Raw genomic sequence first — 18,881 nt, 5'->3', positions numbered from 1 at the left:
AATTGAAGTGCGCCAAGTTGCGTCCAAAATCAGCCCGCTAGCCGAAAGGTTCGCGGGCTTTTTGCATTCCCGTCCCATGAAACAGTCCAAGCCACCCATCGAAAGGTCGTGCAAGGACTGCCGGCATTTCAATGAGACGGCTACATGGGACGAGTGCCGCAGATACCCTCCCGTCGCCATCATGGACGAGGGTGATGTTGTATTTGTGTTCCCAGCGATCAAGCCGGACGAGTGGTGCGGCGAATGGAGCCCCAACCTGAATGATTGACTACGAAAAGGCAGTCAGGCAGTACGGGTCCATCCGCAAGGCTTCCGCCGCATTAGGCATTCCCGACACGACGTTTCGCCGTCGGCTGGCGCAAGCGAGAGAGCATTTTGCCCTGGCCAAGGCGGACGAGGGCATGGTTGTTCGAGCCACGTCGACCCTGACCGATTTGCGGACGGGCGAGGCGGTAATGCAATGGGTGAAGGCTTCGGCAGACGCTGAGGCTGAGTTGGAGAAGCAACGGGCTGCACTGGCGGCAATGTGCGAGGCCATCCCCCGTGAGAAGCCCGCCAAGCCGCCCAAGGCCACGATTGCCGACCTGGCTAATTGCTACGTAGTCACTGACTACCACTTCGGGCAGCTGAGCTGGCCGGAGGAAACGGGGGCAGCGTGGGATCTGCAGATTGCCGAGGACACGCTGGTCAACTGGTTCGCTGCGGCGATTGCCCAGGCGCCTGATGCCGAGTTGGGGATATTCGCCCAGTTGGGCGACTTCCTGCACCGGGACGGAATGGAGGCGGTAACGCCCACGTCCGGGCACCTGTTGGACGCTGACTCGCGGTTTCAGAAGCTGGTCAGGGTGGTGATCCGGGCGATCCGGCGCATCATCGCCATGCTGCTTGCTAAGCATGACCGGGTGCATGTGCTGATGGCTGAAGGGAATCACGACCTGGCTAGCTCGGTCTGGCTGCGTGAGTTCCTGGCGGCGCTGTACGAGGACGAGCCACGGGTAACGGTAGAGGTGTCGCCGGACCCGTACTACTGCGTTGAGCATGGCAAGACCGCACTGTTCTTCCACCACGGCCACAAGCGCAAGCCGGCTGATGTGGATACGGTGTTTGCTGCCAAGTTTCGCGAGGTCTTCGGGCGCACCAAACACGCATACGCCCACATGGGCCACCTGCACCACATTGACATCAAGGAAACCAACCTGATGGTCGTGGAGCAGCACAGGACATTGGCAGCCCAGGACGCCTATTCCAGCCGGTTGGGCTGGATGAGCGGAAGGGACGCCCAGGTAATCACGTACTCGAAGCAGCACGGCGAAGTAGGCCGCGTTCGGGTATCGAGCAAGATGGTCGAGGGTTAAGGCCGCAGCCGCAATCGGTGGGCTTAGTCCCTTATCTCCAGGTATGTGGCCCGCATCCTAATTGCGGCAGGGCACAGAGACATGCAATGCACTGGATGCCAGAAGCGCAGGGAGTGGCTAGTAGCCCAATGGCGCAAGCTCCAGCGCAAGGAAAGAGAAAGGCGTGAGCGAACCAAGCGAGGATCGGCTAAGGGGCAGGAAGCTCCAGCAGACCAGGCTGAGGATATGGGCACACGACCCACGCTGCGCCAGGTGCAGGACGCTGACTGATTACCCAAGCGGGTTCGAACTGGATCACATTGCCCCAGTCCACAAGGGCGGGAGCAATGAGGACGAGAACCTTCAGGTGCTGTGCCACGAATGCCATGAGGCCAAGACGGCAGATGACCTGGGTAGGCGGTATCGATCCCGCATCGGGCTCGATGGATGGCCGGCCGACCCGAGAAAGAAATCGGGGGAGGGGTGGGTCAAAAGTTGAGCGTTGGGGGGCCGGAAACCGCGCGGGGGACACTTTCTTCATAAACGTGAAGAAAAAAGCTGAAAACGATTCAGCGAAAAGTTAGCGAAGGACACAGGGAATGGGCACTCGGGGCCGTAAATCGACAGCGGAAATGACTGTCGTTGCCCAAGTTGCGCCTGTTGCCAGCTCCGACCGTCTGCCGGCGCCGGTGCACCTGACGGATGCGGAGCGCGCGGTATGGCTGGAGGTCGTCAACGATCAGCCGGCCTCAGCCTTCACTCCGACACATGGCCCACTTCTGGAGCAGTACTGCCGTCATATCGTGCAGTCCCGGATCCTGGCCGAAGAGATCATGAACTTTGACCGCGCCTGGCTGGCGGATGACGACGGCCTGAAGCGGTATGACCGACTGCTGGCAATGCAAGAGCGGGAAGGGCGAGCGGCGTCGTCGCTAGCTACCAGGCTGCGCATCACCCGGCAGGCGGTGGATCACCCGATTACCGCGGGACGGGCAAACGCTCGTCAGGCGCGGGCAAGGAAGCCGTGGGAAGCGCCGATCGACGTTTGACGCGTGGCGACCGCAACATCCAGTGGATCGAGCAGTACTGCCGGATCCCGGAAGGAAAGCTGGTAGGCAAGCCGGTCAAGCTGACGAAGCATCAGCGGAAGTGGATCAAGCAGATATACGACACGCCGACGCGGCTGTTCATCTTGAGCATGGCTCGGAAGAACGCCAAGACGGCGCTGTCGGCCTTCCTGCTATTGCTGCACCTGTGCGGGCCGGAGGCGAAGCCGAACAGCCAGCTTTACAGCGCAGCGCAGTCGCGCGAGCAAGCAGCAATTCTGTTCGCTCTGGCGGCGAAGATCGTGCGGATGTCGCCGGATCTGTCGCAGTACGTGGTGATCAGAGACACGGCCAAGCAGCTGTTCTGTCCTGAAATGGGAACCCTGTACAGGGCGCTGTCGGCGGAGGCAAGTACCGCCTACGGCCTGAGCCCGGTACTGACGATCCACGATGAGCTGGGCCAGGTACGCGGGCCCAGGTTCGAACTGTACGAGGCGCTGGAAACAGCAAGTGCGGCTCAGGAGTCGCCGTTGTCGATCGTGATCAGCACGCAGGCGCCGACCGATGCGGACCTGCTGAGCCTGCTGATCGACGATGCATTGACCGGCGCTGACCCGAGGCAGAAGGTGGTGCTGCACTCGGCGCCGCTCGATCTGGATCCCTTCTCGGAAGGAGCGATCCGGGCGGCTAACCCGCACTACGACGACTTCATGAATAAGGAGGAGGTCAGGCGCCAGGCAGCCGATGCCAAGCGCCTTCCGAGCCGGGAGGCGTCGTACCGGAACCTGATCCTGAATCAGCGGGTAGAGGCAAGCAATCCGTTCATCGCCAGGGCGATCTGGCTGGAGAACGGGGCGCAGCCCGAGCCTTGCCGGGGACAGACGGTTTACGGCGGGCTGGACTTGTCGAGCGTGTCTGACCTGACGGCGCTGGTTTTGGTATCGGAAGCGGGTGACGTCTACCCGACCTTCTGGTTGCCGGAGGAAGGACTGGAAGAGAAGTCCCGGAATGACCGGGTGCCGTATGACGTGTGGGCTGGTGACGGTCTGCTGCTTACGACGCCCGGTCGGGCAATCGAGTACGAGTTCATTGCCCATCACCTACGCGAGGTGTTCGATACCTACGAAGTTCGGGCGCTTGCGTTTGACCGCTACAACATGCGGTTTCTCAGGCCCTGGCTCGAGCGCGTCGGGTTTGACGAAGAAGAGCTGGAGCGGTTCGTGGAGTTCGGCCAGGGCTTTGTGTCCATGAGCCCAGCGCTGCGCGAGCTGGAAAGCAAGCTGCTGGCGAAGAAGCTGCGCCACGGCAATCACCCGGTACTGACGATGTGCGCGGCCAATGCGGTGGCGGTGTCGGACCCAGCCGGCAACAGGAAATTCACGAAATCGAAGGTGTCAGGCCGCATTGACGGCATGGTGGCGCTCGCCATGGCGGTGGGCGCCATGCCAGTCGACGTTGAGGCCGAGGACGACTTCACCGACTTTCTCAGGGATCCCATCATCGTATGAAAACCAAGACAAAGCCCGGTCGCATCAGGGCCGCGCTGTTGGACTGGCTTGGGGTGCCCATAGGCCTGACTGACGCTGACTTCTGGTCGCAATTCGGGGTCTCCGCTGCCGGGCAGCAGGTCAACGAGAAGACCGCCCTGCAGCTGTCTACCGTCTGGGCCTGCACGCGCTTGATATCTGAAACGATTTCAACGTTGCCGTTGGGGTTGTACTTGCGGTCGGGGGGCGGGCGCGTGAGCGCGGAAGGGCACCCGATCTACACGATTATCCATTCCCGTCCAAACACGGATTCGACCGCGGCTGTGTTCTGGGAGGCGGTGATCGCCTCGATGCTGCTGCGCGGCAATGGCTTCGCAGAGAAGAAGTACATCGGCACTCGGCTGGTGGCGCTGGAGTTCCTAGTGCCCGGTCGGCTGGCCATTTCTCGCGACATCAAGGGAAACAGGCGGTTCCGTTATACGGAGCGCGACGGCGAGCAAAGGGAGATTCCAGAAAGCAGGATCTTTCGGATCCCAGGCTTCACCCTAGACGGGGACTGGGGGGTGAGCGTCATCGAGTACGGATCGAGCGTTTTCGGCTCGGCCCTGGCTGCTTCGTCGGCTGCGAATAGCACCTTCGAAAAGGGCCTGGCGCCGACCGTGGCGTTCACCGTCGACCGGGTGCTCAAGCCGGAGCAACGGGACGACTTCCGGAAATCGATCGAGCTCATCAGCGGGGCGATCAATGCAGGCAAGTCGCCGGTTCTTGAGGGCGGAATTGACGCCAAGACGATTGGCATCAATCCGAAGGATGCCCAGCTGATCGAGTCCCGGCAGTTTGGCGTGGAGGAACTCTGCCGTTGGTTCAGGGTTCCGCCTCACATGGTCGGGCACACGAGCAACTCGACCAGCTGGGGAACTGGCATTGAGCAGCAGATGATCGGCTTTCTGACGTTCACGCTGCGCCCCTGGCTGACTCGCATAGAGCAGGCCATCAACAAGGATCTGCTCGCCCCATACGACCAGACCCGTTACTACGCTGAATTCAGTGTTGAGGGTCTTCTGCGCGCGGATAGTGCGGCTCGGGCTCAGTACGAATCCACGATGGTCAACAACGGGATCATGACGCGCGATGAAGTGCGTCGTCTCGAAAACCTGCCGCCGATGGGTGGCAACGCTGATGTCCTGACCGTTCAGACGGCACTCGTGCCCATCAATCAACTGGGCGTGAACCAATCCCAGGAAGGGTAAGCATATGTCTTTGAAAACTTTGCCGACTGCTCCGTCGGGAAGCCCCTGCGCGGGCGTGGCGGGCCAGCTGCTGCCCCGGGCGTTGGACCGCTGGAACACCGGCATCCAAGCGGCAGCGGACGGCGACGATCGCAGCATCAGCGTTTTTGACGTCATCGGCACAGACTGGTGGACCGGCGAAGGAGTGACGGCCAAGCGGGTTGCCGGGGCATTGCGCAGCATTGGCGCGGGCCCGGTGACGGTGAACATCAATTCGCCGGGCGGCGACATGTTCGAGGGCATGGCCATCTACAACCTGCTTCGCGAACACGACGGCGAGGTGACGGTGAAGGTACTTGGCCTTGCGGCCTCGGCTGCGTCTGTCATCGCTATGGCGGGGGACACAGTGCAGATTGCACGCGCCGGGTTCCTGATGATCCACAACTGCTGGGTTATGGCTGTTGGGAATCGCCACGACCTGCAGGCCACCGCTGACACGTTGGCGCCGTTTGACGCGGCGATGGCGGACATCTATGCCGCGCGGACCGGGCGACCGGTGGTTGAGATGCAGAAGCTGATGGACGCCGAGTCCTGGATAGGCGGCAGCGCAGCAATTGACGGCGGGTTCGCTGACGAGCTTCTGCCGTCCGATCAAGTATCCCAAGGCGAAGCCAAAGCGAGCGCTGCAGCCGTGCGCAGGCTGGAGGCGGCCCTACGCAGCTCGGGCATGCCCCGTAGCGAGGCGCAGCGCCTGATCTACGAATTTAAGTCCAGCCTGAGGGATTCGGCTGGCAGCGGTGGGCGCGATTCCACCGAACACGGCCTGAGCGATTCAGCCGTAGTTGCATCGGTGGGGCCCATGCCCCGAACAAAGTTCGAAGTTCCACGGATATAGGAGTAATTGCGATGAGCGCAATTGAACAGGAATACAAGCAGGTCCAAGCAGATCTCAAGCAGGTTGGCGACGACCTGAAGCGTTACGCCGAGCAGTCGCAGCAGGAGATCAAGGCCCACGCCAAGCTCTCCGAAGAAACCAAGGCCTCTGTCGACAAACTGCTGGTGCAGCAAGGCGAACTGCAAGCTCGCCTGCAAGCTGCGGAGCAGCTGATCGTCAAGATGGAGGGCGGCGGCGGAGCCGGTCGGCCCAAGTCGATGGGCGAAGAGTTCATCGCAGCTGACGGCTTCGATGCGTTCGCGGCCAAGGCTGCCGGTGGCGCTAAGGGCAGCTTCTCTGTCCCGGTGAAGGCGGCGGTCACCAGCCTGGACACCTCGGCAGGTGAACTGATTCAGCCTACCCGAGTTGGCCTTATCCAGCCGGTTCAGCAGCGTCTGTTCATCCGTGACTTGCTGTCGTGGGGTCGCACGACTTCCAACAGCATTGAGTACGTTCGAGAGTCCGGCTTCACCAACAACGCCGACGTCGTTTCGGAAAACCCGGCCAACCCGAAGCCGGAATCGGACCTGACGTTTGAACTGGACACCGATCCGGTTGCCACGATCGCCCACTGGGTGCGCGCCTCGCGTCAAGTCCTGTCGGATGCTGCCATGCTTGCCAGCTACATCGACGGGCGCCTGCGCTATGGCCTGAAGCTGAAGGAGGAAGCGCAGCTTCTGAAGGGCTCGGGCGTTGGCCTGAACCTGAACGGCATCTATACGCAGGCGACGACTTACGTCAACCCGGGCGTGACGGTTCAAGCCGAAACCGCGATTGACCGTCTCCGCCTGGCTCTGCTGCAGGTGACTCTGGCCGAATTCGACGCCGACGGCATCGTGCTCAGCCCGATCGATTGGGCGGCTATCGAGCTGACCAAGACCACGGACAACGCCTACCTGTTCGCCACTCCTACCGGCCTGGCTACCCCTGGCTTGTGGGGCCGCCCGGTCGTTCCGACCAAGGCGATGGATGCCGGCGACTTCCTGGTCGGTGCGTTCCAGCAGGGCGCGCAGGGCTGGGACCGCGAAGACGTTTCGGTGACGGTTTCGACCGAAGACCGTGACAACTTCGTCAAGAACATGGTCACCATCCTGTGCGAAGAGCGCGTGGGCTTGTCGGTGTACCGTCCTGAGTCGTTCGTCAAGGGCGACTTCGACGGTTTGCCGGTTTCGGCCTAAGGCGTGGGCGGGGCTTCGGCCCCGCCTTTATCGGAGAACCTCAATGGTGATGGTCACTGCTCGATCGTCGTTCATGCATGGCGGAGTAAGGCGTTCAGGAGACGAGTTCGAAGTCAGCGAGATTCAGGCAAAAGAGCTTGTGCGGCGCGGGCTCGCCATGCTTACGGAAGGCGATGTCCCTCTGCAGGCCGCTGGCACACCGTTGTCTGCATCGCCAGCGGCCCAAGTCTTACCGCAGACGATTGCGCAGCCGTCAAAGCGTGGCGGAAGGCGGAAAAAGGCCGCGGAGTAATCGTAACGAACACCACGTTCCGGATGGTGCCATGGGCGGACGTCTTGTACGCCATGGACAAGGTATGGTGGGATCAGTACGGCGAAGAGGCCGAAAAGACGTTTACTGGAGAGAGGTGGTCGCCGCTGCGCTATCCAGGCGTTCGGCGAGAGATATTTAACCGGGGGAAGAACTCCGGGGTTGGGGCGATATCGCTGGCCGCGCATTGGGGCGCCAGGAAGATCATTCTTCTCGGGTACGACTGCCAACTGACAGGTGGTCGGGCGCACTGGCATGAAGACCACCCCAAAGGGCTCGGAAATGCCGGGGGGGTGAAAGACTGGCCCGCGCAGTTCACGCAGCTCGCCTCGCGTCTTAGAGATGTGGCGATTGTGAATTGCACGCGGGACACCGCTCTGACTTGCTTTGAGCGGATCCCATTGAAGGAAGCGCTTGGCGCACGGCGGGGCGGGGTTCGCCCTCGCTCGTCGAAAGGCGATGTCGTCGTCGACGGAATGCAGGGATTGGGGGATTCGATCTACCAACGGGCTTTTCTGAAGAATATGCCCGGTGCCTATGTGGTCACTCCCTGGCCGGAACTGTACTCGGATCTCGACCTTCAGATGGTCAAGCCGAATACGAAGCTAAGGACGCAAGCCAAGAACGCTGAGCGCTCGCGGGCCCGCTGGGTGAACCCTCCCGCAGGGGCCAGGAGAGTTCGGGTCGCATATGGGCCGCGCGAACTGGCGATTGGATCGATCTTAGACGCGATGCGACGGCAGTCTGGGGTGAAGCCGGGGGTGATGGATTTGCCGCGATTCGGGTCACCGTTGCGGCCGGGAAAGCCGACGGCAATCGTTAGGCCGGTGACCGAGCGGGCCGAATGGCATAACAAGGCGCGGAGTCCAGATCCGAAGTATGTGCACGCGGCCATAGCTGAGTTGAGGCGGCGCGGGTACTACATCGTGTCTGTGGCTGACCTAGAGCCGGGGAAGGAATGGCTGGTAGGGCCGGAGCCGAAGGCGGACCTGGTGCTGCACAGAGGGCAGTGGGATGTGACTCAACTGCTGGGCGCGATTCAAGCGGCAGACGTGGTTGTTGGAGGGGTTGGCTGGATCGTACCTGCATGTATCGCGGCGGGAACGCCTCTCTATGTTATCCACGGTGGGCAAGGTGGGCACAACCATCGATCCAAGCTGACGGCTCCGTGGATGGATCTATCGAAGGTGGGCTGGGCGGAGCCAATGAAGATGTGCATGTGCACCAACATGCTCCACCGCTGCAACAAGGAAATTCATGGATTTGACGAAGGTTTCCGCGCCTGGCTGGATGGACAAGGCCTTTTCGGAACAGGCAAGCATCGGGCTGGTGTGGCTCCCCGAGTACGGGATGGGCTACTACCCGGTGAGGCCGGAGGACATGCCCTACGACGCGGAGTACTTCGCTAAGTACCGGGAGAACGCTGACACCGGGATAGGGCGCGCGCTGACTCAGGCTCGGATGGATCTGGTGGCCAGGCACTACACGGGCTTCTTGCTCGATGTCGGAATCGGTTGTGGGCAGTTTGTGGAGGCGCGGCCCCAAACCTTCGGGTACGACGTGAACCCCGCCGGGGTGGCGTGGCTGCGTGATCGAGGCTGGTACCAGGATCTGTATGCCGGGACATGTGCCGCACTGTCCTTTTGGGACAGCCTGGAACACATCCAGGACCCGGGCGCGGCAGTACGGCAGGCGCGGGAATGGGTGTTTGTATCCCTCCCGATATTTGATGGTGCGGATCACTGCCTGCGGAGCAAGCACTTTCGTAAGAACGAACACATTTGGTACTGGACCCATGACGGCATCATCCGATGGATGGCAGCCCAGGGGTTCGACTGCATCGAAAGCAATACGGTTGAAACAGAGATTGGGCGTGAGGGCATAGGCTCTTACGCCTTCCGGAGGCGGTAATGGCGCTGGTGACATTGGAGCAGGCGCGGTTGCATCTGCGCGTGGATGAGACTGAGGAAGACAGCCTCATTGCGCTCTGGATCAACGCCGCGGAGCTGTCGGCGCAGTCTTTCCTCGGTCGGAATGTGTACACCGATCAGGCCGAACTCGATGCCGCAGTGAATGCAGGTACGGCTGGCGACGATCCGATGGTGGTCAATGACCTGATCCGCGCCGCAATCCTACTGACTGTTGGGCACCTGTACGCCAACCGTGAGGACGTGGCAGCCGGCGTGTCGTTTGCCAAGATTCCGGTTGGCGCCGAGTACCTGCTGATGCCCCACCGCGTGAAGATGGGTGTGTGATGCGAGCGGGCCCCATGAACTCCCGAATTGCGATTCAGGAGGAAATCACGACGCCTGACGGCGGAGGCGGATTCGTCAAGACCTGGCAGACAGTTTTCTCTATTTGGGCGCACTGGAAGCACCAGAGCATGTACGAACGCCTGCAGGCCATGCAGCTGCAATCCGGGGTGGTCCACAGGTTGGAAGTCCGGTGCCGGGACGACATCACGCCCAAGCATCGGATTCTGTACAAGGGCAAGGCCTATCAGATCCGAGCGGTTGTTAACGTCAACGAGCTCAACGACAAGATGGAGCTCCAGGTCGAGGAAGGGGTGGCCACCTGATGGCAACGCGACGCGGCGCTCGACAGGCGGGTCTCGTGGGCATGCAAGCCACCCTCGACGCCTTAAACCAGTACGGCAAGGACATGGACGACCAGCTCAAATGGGCGGTGGACAAAACGGCAGGGGAGGTCCTGGAGCTGGCGCAGCGCTCGATCAACCGCAAGTCTCGCGGTGAGAAAGTGGGCAAGCGCTATGTGTCCAAACCTGGGGACGCCCCGAACACAGACAGCGGCGATCTGCTGAAAAGCTTGATGGTCGTCAACAACGGGTTCTATGCGGATGTGGGGACTGATCTGTTCTACGCGCCCTGGCTGGAATTCGGTACGCAAAACATGCCAGCCCGTCCGTTTCTCGCTCCTGCCCTAAAGCGGCGCCGGTTCGTTTGGTTCAAGCGACTGAAAGAAATTGCCAAAGAAGCTGGCGTGAAGATAGGCCGTAAGGGCAAGAGGGCGCGGAAATGAACCAATGGAGCATCCAAGAGGCGATTTTCGCCCGGCTGAGCGGTTACACGCCTCTGGCTGGGCGCGTTGGCGGCCGTATCTATGACGCCGTGCCGCAGAACACTGAGTTCCCTTATGTCGTGATTGGCGAGGATGACAGCACCGCCTACGACGACGACGTGAACCTGGGAGCGGACACCGATCTGACGCTGCATGTGTGGTCCCGCCACGAAGGTCGGAAGGAAGCCAAGGAGATCTTGCAGCTGATCTATGACGCTTTGAGCCGTTACCCCCTGGCGGTGACGGGAGCGCACACGGTCCTGCTGGACGCTGAATACCAGAACACTTTACTTGACCCTGACGGGCTAACTCGCCACGGCGTGATCAGGTTCCGTCTTCTTACTACTCACTCTTAACGGAGTTTTTCACCATGGCTGATTTGCAAGCTATCGCCGGGCGCGACGTTGCCTTTTACGTGGGCGCGGATGACTCCGGCCCCCGGATCTGCGCCCGGACCAAAACCATCACTATCGGCGGCGAGTCTATCGATGTCACGCAGGACTGCGACGGGGCCTTCCGCACGCTGCTGAGCGTCCCCGCCAGCCGCTCCATGGACATGTCCGTCGAGGGCATCATTCGCCAGGACGACTGGCTGCTGCTGGCTCTGGACCCCAGCACGACCAACTTCCTGGAGCAGTACACCCTGGTCATCCCGGGCGTTGGTGCGATCACTGGCGACTTCTTTATCGGCAGCTTCGAACTGGGTGCGCCCTACAACGAGTCGGTCACGTTTACCGCGACCGTGCAGTCGAGCGGCGCCTGGACGTTCACGCCGGAGGCTTCGATCTAATGAGCGCGATCTTTCAGGATGTCGTGCTGGGGTGGGGTGGCCGTGAGTACCGGATCACCCCGACGATGCGCCTGCTGAACACGGTGGAACAGCGGGTGTCCCTGTCGGCGCTCGCTCATAGCCTCGCCACTGGCCACCCGCGCCTTACGCACCTAGCTACGGCTGTGGCGCTGTTCCTGCAGCACGCAGGGGTGGCGGTGACCGAAGAAGAGGTCTATCAAGAGATCATGCACGGGGGTCAAGAACAGACCCAAGCAATCGCTTCTGCGATTGTTCTGGCTGCCTTCCCCGCCCAGAAGGTGCAGGCCGGGGGAAACGACCCGGCCCCGAAATCGGCACGGAAGCGCCGAACTTAGACTGGGGCCTCTTCTTCGACTTCGCGGTGTCCTGGGGCATATCGCTGGGGGACTTCTGGCAGATGACCCCGCAGGAGTGGTGGCGGATATATCACCTGAAGCGGCCAAAGGACCCGAATATGGATTACGCGGGAAGCCTTAAACAGGCCGACGTTGAGCGACTAGAACGGATGATGAACAATGGCAACAGGAAGCCAGCTTAGCTCGTTGTACGTCCGCATAGGTGCGGATACCACCGGGCTCGAGCAGGGAATCGCTCGCGCCAAAGGCTCGTTGTCCGGAATAGCGCCCGCGGCACGCGCAGCCGTCACCGCGATGGCTGGTTTTGCGGCGGGCGCTGCGGCGGCGGGGGTGGCCATGACGGCCATGGTGTCGTCGGCGGCAAAAAGCGCCAGGGAGATAACCTCCCTAGCGCAGGTCGCCAATACTTCGGCAAAAGACTTTCAGGGTCTGGCGTTCGCCGCCAAGTCTGTAGGCATCGAGCAAGAAAAGTTCGCCGACATTCTGAAAGATGTCAATGATCGCATTGGCGATTTCCGCTCGACTGGCGGCGGGCCGATGCTCGATTTTTTCGAGCAGATCGCGCCAAAGGTCGGGATTACTGCAGAAGCATTCAGGAATCTGTCCGGCCCGCAGGCTTTGCAGCTTTACTACGATTCGCTTGTGAAGGCAGGGGCAGCGCAGGACGATCTCACCTTCTACATGGAGGCGATGGCGTCGGATGCGACCGCTCTGATTCCTTTGCTTGAGAATGGAGGGGAAGGCTTTCGGCGACTGGCGGAGCAGGCTGAAGCGCTGGGTGTCGTGATGGACGACGTCCAGCGCCAGAATTTGTTGCAGTTTGACCAGGCCATGTCAGCCATTGGCGGAACCATAGACGGGCTAAAGAACCAGTTGGCGGGGTCGCTGGCACCAGCGCTTACCCAAGTCGCCGGCCGCTTCCTGAACTTCGTCATCGAGGTGCGTAAGGGCGAAAGCGCGATCGATGATGTGTCAGGTGCGGCTATCGATCTGGGCACGAGCACTGAGCTTCAGGATTGGGTGTACACGGTTGGAGTTGGAATTGCCCGCCTCGCTGATGCGCTTGTTGGGATAGGCAAGACAATCGGGGCGGTCCACAGCAGCTTCAAGGTCGTTGCCGCCGACATCCAGTCGCTGTTGGGAAGTTTTGCCGAAGACAAATCCGGAATATCCGACTGGATCAACCCAGAAGAGGCGGAGAAGCGCCGGAAGGAACTCGAATCTGTCCTGAATGAGCGCAACAAGACCCTCGAGGAAGCCAATGCAAAGTGGGCTGACCTGTGGAACTACAAAGGCAATCGCTTTGAGGAAGCTTGGCAGAACGCGTTCAACAGCCCTGTAGATCTGCCGCCAACGACCGTATTTGGCCGAAGCTCGGGCGGCGGTCTAGGTGAGCGTGGCGATGATGAGGCGGAGAAGGAGCGGGAGCGATACCTGCAGCAGCTTCAAGACCGACTTGAGCTATTGCGCGAGCACGTTGCATCTGAAACTGAATTGGAAATCAAAGGCTACCTCGATCGCCAAGAGCAGCTGCGCGAGATCTACGAGGAAGGTCTAGTTACAGAAGAGGAACGCAAGGCGCTTGCACTGGAACTCGAGCAGAAGCACCAGGAGGATTTGACCGCCATCGCAGCGAAGGGCGAAGAGGAGCGGAACCGCAACATCCAAAAGTGGGCTCAAACCGAGCTACAGATGCGCGGCGATGTCGTTAGGCAGGGGATTGCGCTGCTGGATCAGTTCGCGGGAAAGTCCAAGGCAGCTGCGATCGCGGCGATTGCTCTTAGCAAGGGTCTGGCGATTGCTGAGACGATCATCTGGACTCAGGCGGCCGCAATGCGCGCATTGGCCGAGCTTGGGCCTATCGCTGGGCCTCCGGTGGCAGCCTCAATCGAGGCATTGGGCGCTGCGAAAGTCGGGCTAATCGCAGCCACCGGGCTCGCGCAAGCGGCGGGTGCTCTGGGCGGCGGCGGTGGCGGAAATATGAAGGGCGGAGCGAGCGGGTCGATTGGTGGCAATTCGTCGGCCCCCTCGTCCTCGGCGGGGGCTGGATCGCCATCCCCGGCGGCAGTGACCATCAACTTGCAGGGCGACAGGTTCGACCAGAAATCGGTTCGTGACCTCATAGATCAGATTAACGAAGCGGTGGGCGATGGCGCCCGTTTGAGGGTCGCATGAGCGTAATCGTAGTTAGCCCGAGCCTGGTGGAGCAGGGCGATCATGCCGACGGGCGCGGCTATCCGCTGAACCATGCGCGGATTGGGTATCAAACCTTGACCCGAAATGCCGTCGTGACTGCCAGCAGCGAAGCGCCGGCCTTCCCGGCGTCCGCCACGGCCAACCCGATGACGTATGAACGGTGGAGGCCCGCGGCTGTCCCGGCGTGGGTGGCATATGACGCTGGGGAGGCGGTCGAGGTTGACTACTTGGGCATTGCCAGTCACAACCTCGGGACGGCTGGCGCGACTTTCGCTCTGGAGTACAGCGTCAACGGCACAGACTGGACGACCGTGGAGACGGCAGAGGCCGCTGATGACCTGGCGATCATGCTGCTGTTCGAACCTATCACGGCGCGCTACTGGCGCTTGTCTGTGACTGAGGCGGTGGCCTCCGTTGGCGTTGTCTATATCGGTCGGGTGCTGGAAATGCAGCGAGGGTTGTACGGGGGGCACACTCCCGGGAACCTGGCGCGCCAAACTGAGATCATGCCGAACAAGAGCGACGGCGGGCAGTTCCTGGGACGATCGATCATCCGCGAAGGGTATGCCACTTCTTACGAGTGGGACAACCTGACCGCTGGCTGGTATCGCCAGTGGTTCGATCCGTTTGTGGAGTCGGCCCGTAAGTACCCGTTCTTCATCGCATGGTACCCGCTGAAGTACCCATCGGAGGTGTTGTACGCCTGGTGCAATGACGACATCCGCCCGCGGAATCAGGGCGTGCGCGACCTGATGTCAGTCGGTTTCTCGGTCGAGGCCATAGCATGAACGAGGAAACCGTAGGGCGTGAGCTTCAGACGGTCGTCGAGGTCGAGCAGGATTTCTGCCAGCACCGGTATGGCGTGGCGCCTTGCGCAGCGGCCATCGGGGTGACGGGGCAGCGCAAGTGCTTCAACACGCTGGCGACCTGCCAGGATCCGGAGAACTACTCGCCGCAGCCACTGGTGTTGCACTTCTGTAAACCTGGGGAGCGCCTGCCGGATGTGTACTGCATCCCGAGCGTCCAGTCGGTGTCGACGGCGCCGACCGAAATTAACCCGGGTGGCGGCAACAAGAACAGCGGCCCGCTGGGCAAGCGCGCCTCGATTCGCGTGTCGTTCAAGGATCACCCCCACTCGGACAACGTTGTCGACCCCTATGTTTCAGAGCGCGACTACGACCCGACGGAGCGGGGCACGTTCTGGTCCAAATGGCTGGCTCGCAATCCGTACTACAACAACCGGGTATTGCGAGTGCGTGAGGGCTATGTTGGCCAGGCGCTCGAGGACATGGTGACGCGGACCTACCTGATCGACAAGATCGACGGCCCGGATTCGCGAGGCAAGGTACAGATCACCGCCAAGGACGTACTGAAGCTGGCGGACAACGACAAGGCGCAGGCGCCGCGGCCCAGCGCTGGTGAGCTTTTGATCGACTACGGGGAGGACGATTCGATCTCGTTCCTGAGGGTGACGCGGGCATTGGCGTCCGAGTACCCTGCGCCCGGGACGGTCCGGGTCAACGACGAGCTCATGCGCTACACGGGCGTGTCGACCATCAGCGACACCGAGATCCGGCTGACGGGCATCACGCGGGCTACCGATGGCAGCAAGCGGGATAGTCATGAGGCCGGCGACCGGGTGCAGATTTGCCTGCGTTACACCAACAAGCGGGTCGATGACCTGGCTTATGAATGGCTCACCGAGTACGGCGAGGTTCCCGCGGCGTGGATCGACTTTCCAGAATGGCAGGAGGAAACGTCCCTGTGGCTCCAGCAGTTCGAACTCACCGGTTTGATTACCGAACCGACCGGGGTCACCGATCTGCTTTCGGAGATCACCGAGCAGTGTTTGTTTTTCATCTGGTGGGATGAGCGGGAGCAGAAGGTCAAACTGCAGGCGATCAAGCCGCCGATCTTTCAGGCGGTGCCCAAGATCAACGACTACGCGAACATTATTGCTGACAGCGCGGAGTTGTCCCAGGACCCGAAGGCCCGAGTATCGCAGGTATGGGTGTTCTGGGGGCAGCGCGACCCGACCGAGAATCTGGATAAGGAAGCGAATTACCGGAAGGTGCGCATCCGGGCAGATCTAGAGGCCGAGGGCAGCCAGCAATACGGTGAGCAGCGCATCCGGAAGATTTACTCGCGATGGCTGCAAAGCGATGCCCAGGCGGTAAACGTGACGGCTCGACTTCTGAGCCGCTACCGGAACAATCCTCGGTACGCCACGATCAGTGTGGACGCCAAGGACCGGGAAATGTGGACCGGCGACGTGGTGGATATGTTGCATCGCGGCGTTGTAGACGAAACCGGCGCGCCTTTGGAGACTCGGTACCAGATACTGAGCGCAGAGGAAACTGCGCCTGGCCACTCGGTCGAATACAGACTTGAGGTTTACGAGTACTCGATCAGCTTCCGGATTGGCTTGTGGATGGACGACGACGCACCGGACTTCGCGGAAGCAACCGAAGTAGAACGCGCCACAGGCGCTTGGTGGGCTGAAAACGATGGGCAAGTCGATGGTAACCCTGGATATAACTGGACGTAGATATGGCGAACTGGACTGATATTTCAGACGCGGTACTGGAGCCTGGCAAACCCATACGCTCCGTAGACGGCATTGCATTGCGGGACAACCCCATCGCAATGGCCGAAGGGGCGGCGGGAGCGCCGAGGATTGAGCAGGCCGCACTGGCTTCTAACTCGGTGTCGACGGACAAGATTGTCAATAGCAACGTGACGGCGGCCAAGTTGGCTAATGGGTCGGCTGAAAGCAACTGGGTAGGCGCCAGGACGGCCGCTCTCAGTGTTGGCGCTAACGGCACTTACGCGATGCTGAAGGCCGTGTCAGGTGGGGCCGGTGGCCCTGGGGCTACCAGGTCGGGTGGAGACCTGCGCTATACCGACAACAATAGCACCGAGAACGGTGGGCCTTCTGGCACTTGGATGCTATGCGGAGCGCAGACGGGCGTCCCGGCAGTCTGGAAAAGGGTGGCATAGCATGGAATACAGGAATCCGAAGTTCAACGCCTTGGGCTCAATCGACTGCGAGATCAATCACCCTCAGTTCGGGTGGTTGCCCTTTACGGCTTCCCCGGATGACCCGGAGGAATACGGGCGCCAGCTCTACGACCAGATCCTCGCAGCCGGAAACATCCAGCCCTACGAACCCGCCTAGCGCGGGTTTCTTTTTGCGCACAGCCCGCTTCGGCGGGCTTTTCTTATTGGGTGAATCAATGCTGATTCGTTGGCAATCCACGATCGTTGACCAGCACGGAGACATCGCGCCGGGAGCGGTGCTGTACATTCGTCGTGAGTCCAACCAAGCACTCGCGCCGGTTTACCGTGACAGGGACGGTACAGATCCGTACCCCAGCGGCACGGTGGTGGCAGATGAGAACGGGTACGCGTATTTCTACGCCACCGACGGCCTGTACCGGATTCAGTCTCTGGAGCCCGCTATCGACTGGCGCGATGTCCTGGTCGGGCAACTATACGGCGCAGTCCAAAGGTACGAGACCTACGCCGATATGGCCGCCGCGCTACCCCAGCCGGAGGGCACTCTGGCGCAGGTCTACGCTGACCCGGATGAAGAGCTTCGCGGCTTTTACGACCTGGTGGACGGTGCTTGGGTTTATTCCGACCCGCAGCCTCTGACCGATGAGGACGTGCAGGCGGTCATCGAGGCCAGCAATACCGCGACGTCCGCGGCCAGTGCGGCTTCGTCCTCTGCCTCGACTGCAAGCAGCGCGGCATCGGACGCCTCCGATAGCGCAGCGCTCGCCGAGGCCTGGGCAACCAAGACCGATGGCCCTGTCGCTGGCGGCGAGTTCTCCGCCAAGCACTACGCGGAGCAGGCGCAGACCAACGCCGGGTTGCCTGTCTACCAGAGCATCCCGACTTCGAACGTTGGCCCGATATATGCGGTTGGCATTGGGCCGATGGAGTGGGATGTCGACAGCGAAGAATACGTTCCCATAGCAGGTGCGCCTGACGTGGTGAGGTACGTCGAAGAAGCCGATATTCCCAGCACGGACGAAGGACCCATCTATGTCATAGGCGTGGGCGCTATGGAGTGGGATGCTGGGCTTAGTGCATATGCGGTACGCGGCGAACTGGACACCAGACTTACGGCCCTCGATGACTCGGTGGACTTTGCGATCGTGTATCCAAACGGTGGGAGCGAGTCATCGCCTGCGAATGTTTCCACCAATACACGGTATATGGTCACAAACCCATTTCCCGGTTACCGGGTCTTCTGTTTGGCTGAAATTCAATCTGGTGGTGCTTGGGGGGCCACCGGTTGGTATTACGCGGCCACTAGTCGTGGCGTTTCGGCCCACCAATACAACGACGGGAGTATCGCCGTTCAAACCGGGTCACAGTTCTTGATGGGGCCCTCCGTGGAGGGCGGCGGAGCGCATGGGAATGCCAGCGCCATAAGTGGGCCAGCGCCGTGCCGCGTCAAGGTTTGGAAAGTCAAAGGAGCGATCTAATGGACCCGGTGTATGCGTTTGTTGGCGAAAACTTTCAGTACGTTGGCGGCGACCAACCGGCTGGCTCGATCGTCATGCAGGCCCAGCGCCCATACGACCATTACGTGGCGGCGGCGGACGGCAGCTGGGTAGAGCCGGCCCCTCCTGCTCCGCAAGAGGTCACCGCAGCACAGGGCGGAATCGCCCTCATCAACGCCGGCCTCATGCCCGCCGTACAGGCTGCAGTAGACGATCCTGAAACGCCCGCTGAAGTCCGCTGGGCATGGGAGCGGGCAACCGCTTGGAGTCGAACGAGTCCCGCGCTGGCCTACCTGGCTGACAAGGCAGGGATCAGTAGCGAGCAGATGGACGACCTATTTGAGGCGGCTGCGTTGATCGAGGCGTAGCCGAAAATTCAACAAGCACAAAGCCCGCCGAGCCGCGGGT

20 protein-coding genes are annotated in these 18,881 nt (G+C 61.1%); all 20 read left to right on the top strand.

The genetic code is table 11. The features are described from left to right. Positions 1 to 260 precede the first annotated feature (260 nt). The 20 genes from CAL19_RS12740 (at position 261) to CAL19_RS12630 (ending at position 18,841) form a co-directional block, all read left to right on the top strand. Complete coding sequence (locus CAL19_RS12740) at positions 261 to 1,355, top strand: winged helix-turn-helix domain-containing protein (RefSeq protein ID WP_094796963.1); 1,095 nt, start codon at positions 261 to 263, stop codon at positions 1,353 to 1,355. Positions 1,356 to 1,518: 163 nt separating this feature from the next. Next, complete coding sequence (locus CAL19_RS12735; RefSeq protein ID WP_094796962.1) at positions 1,519 to 1,833, top strand: HNH endonuclease; 315 nt, start codon at positions 1,519 to 1,521, stop codon at positions 1,831 to 1,833. A 133-nt stretch (positions 1,834 to 1,966) separates the two neighbouring features. Then, a complete protein-coding gene (locus CAL19_RS12730) occupies positions 1,967 to 2,383 on the top strand; it encodes a hypothetical protein (protein ID WP_249276307.1) in 417 nt (138 codons plus the stop codon). Further along, complete coding sequence (locus CAL19_RS12725) at positions 2,359 to 3,888, top strand: terminase large subunit (RefSeq protein ID WP_094796960.1); 1,530 nt, start codon at positions 2,359 to 2,361, stop codon at positions 3,886 to 3,888. The genes CAL19_RS12730 and CAL19_RS12725 overlap by 25 nt, the downstream gene beginning before the upstream one ends. Further along, positions 3,885 to 5,117 (top strand): phage portal protein, encoded by a 1,233-nt coding sequence (locus CAL19_RS12720; RefSeq protein WP_094796959.1) that lies wholly within the window; start codon positions 3,885 to 3,887, stop codon positions 5,115 to 5,117. Before CAL19_RS12725 ends, CAL19_RS12720 begins: the two co-directional genes overlap by 4 nt. Before the next feature lie 4 nt (positions 5,118 to 5,121). Next, complete coding sequence (locus tag CAL19_RS12715) at positions 5,122 to 5,991, top strand: head maturation protease, ClpP-related (RefSeq protein WP_094796958.1); 870 nt, start codon at positions 5,122 to 5,124, stop codon at positions 5,989 to 5,991. 11 nt (positions 5,992 to 6,002) lie between these two features. After that, positions 6,003 to 7,208, top strand: a complete 1,206-nt coding sequence (locus tag CAL19_RS12710; protein ID WP_094796957.1) for a phage major capsid protein — start codon at positions 6,003 to 6,005, stop codon at positions 7,206 to 7,208. Between the two features lie 1,567 nt (positions 7,209 to 8,775). Continuing rightward, complete coding sequence (locus CAL19_RS12690; RefSeq protein WP_249276306.1) at positions 8,776 to 9,429, top strand: methyltransferase domain-containing protein; 654 nt, start codon at positions 8,776 to 8,778, stop codon at positions 9,427 to 9,429. Continuing rightward, a complete protein-coding gene (locus tag CAL19_RS12685) occupies positions 9,429 to 9,773 on the top strand; it encodes a head-tail connector protein (protein WP_094796954.1) in 345 nt (114 codons plus the stop codon). The genes CAL19_RS12690 and CAL19_RS12685 overlap by 1 nt, the downstream gene beginning before the upstream one ends. Further along, a complete protein-coding gene (locus tag CAL19_RS12680; protein WP_094796953.1) occupies positions 9,773 to 10,096 on the top strand; it encodes a phage head closure protein in 324 nt (107 codons plus the stop codon). Before CAL19_RS12685 ends, CAL19_RS12680 begins: the two co-directional genes overlap by 1 nt. A gap of 41 nt (positions 10,097 to 10,137) precedes the next feature. Further along, positions 10,138 to 10,557 carry an HK97-gp10 family putative phage morphogenesis protein gene (locus CAL19_RS12675; protein WP_170941528.1) on the top strand — a complete coding sequence of 140 codons (420 nt, stop codon included), beginning with the start codon at positions 10,138 to 10,140 and terminating at the stop codon, positions 10,555 to 10,557. After that, positions 10,554 to 10,952 (top strand): DUF3168 domain-containing protein, encoded by a 399-nt coding sequence (locus CAL19_RS12670; protein WP_094796951.1) that lies wholly within the window; start codon positions 10,554 to 10,556, stop codon positions 10,950 to 10,952. Before CAL19_RS12675 ends, CAL19_RS12670 begins: the two co-directional genes overlap by 4 nt. A gap of 14 nt (positions 10,953 to 10,966) precedes the next feature. Next, positions 10,967 to 11,386, top strand: a complete 420-nt coding sequence (locus CAL19_RS12665) for a phage tail tube protein (protein WP_094796950.1) — start codon at positions 10,967 to 10,969, stop codon at positions 11,384 to 11,386. Further along, entirely contained in the window at positions 11,386 to 11,742 is a 357-nt protein-coding gene (locus tag CAL19_RS12660; RefSeq protein WP_094796949.1) for a GTA-gp10 family protein, read from the top strand. The genes CAL19_RS12665 and CAL19_RS12660 overlap by 1 nt, the downstream gene beginning before the upstream one ends. 180 nt (positions 11,743 to 11,922) lie before the next feature. Beyond that, positions 11,923 to 13,938, top strand: coding sequence for a hypothetical protein (locus tag CAL19_RS12655; RefSeq protein ID WP_094796948.1), 2,016 nt, complete (start codon positions 11,923 to 11,925; stop codon positions 13,936 to 13,938). Next, a complete protein-coding gene (locus tag CAL19_RS12650) occupies positions 13,935 to 14,747 on the top strand; it encodes a discoidin domain-containing protein (protein WP_094796947.1) in 813 nt (270 codons plus the stop codon). Before CAL19_RS12655 ends, CAL19_RS12650 begins: the two co-directional genes overlap by 4 nt. After that, a complete protein-coding gene (locus tag CAL19_RS12645) occupies positions 14,744 to 16,507 on the top strand; it encodes a hypothetical protein (RefSeq protein WP_094796946.1) in 1,764 nt (587 codons plus the stop codon). The genes CAL19_RS12650 and CAL19_RS12645 overlap by 4 nt, the downstream gene beginning before the upstream one ends. A 453-nt stretch (positions 16,508 to 16,960) precedes the next feature. Beyond that, positions 16,961 to 17,137 (top strand): hypothetical protein, encoded by a 177-nt coding sequence (locus CAL19_RS19705; RefSeq protein WP_170941527.1) that lies wholly within the window; start codon positions 16,961 to 16,963, stop codon positions 17,135 to 17,137. Between the two features lie 58 nt (positions 17,138 to 17,195). Further along, the gene (locus tag CAL19_RS12635) at positions 17,196 to 18,455 is read left to right on the top strand and encodes a hypothetical protein (RefSeq protein ID WP_094796944.1); all 1,260 of its coding nucleotides are present in this window, start codon (positions 17,196 to 17,198) and stop codon (positions 18,453 to 18,455) included. Beyond that, the gene (locus tag CAL19_RS12630) at positions 18,455 to 18,841 is read left to right on the top strand and encodes a hypothetical protein (protein ID WP_094796943.1); all 387 of its coding nucleotides are present in this window, start codon (positions 18,455 to 18,457) and stop codon (positions 18,839 to 18,841) included. Before CAL19_RS12635 ends, CAL19_RS12630 begins: the two co-directional genes overlap by 1 nt. Positions 18,842 to 18,881: the final 40 nt, after the last annotated feature.

It is taken from the genome of Bordetella genomosp. 7 (assembly GCF_002261265.1).
GTDB lineage: Bacteria > Pseudomonadota > Gammaproteobacteria > Burkholderiales > Burkholderiaceae_B > Bordetella_A.
The sequence above is the reverse complement of the archived record's forward strand: the minus strand, read 5'-3'. Positions and strand labels throughout refer to the sequence as shown.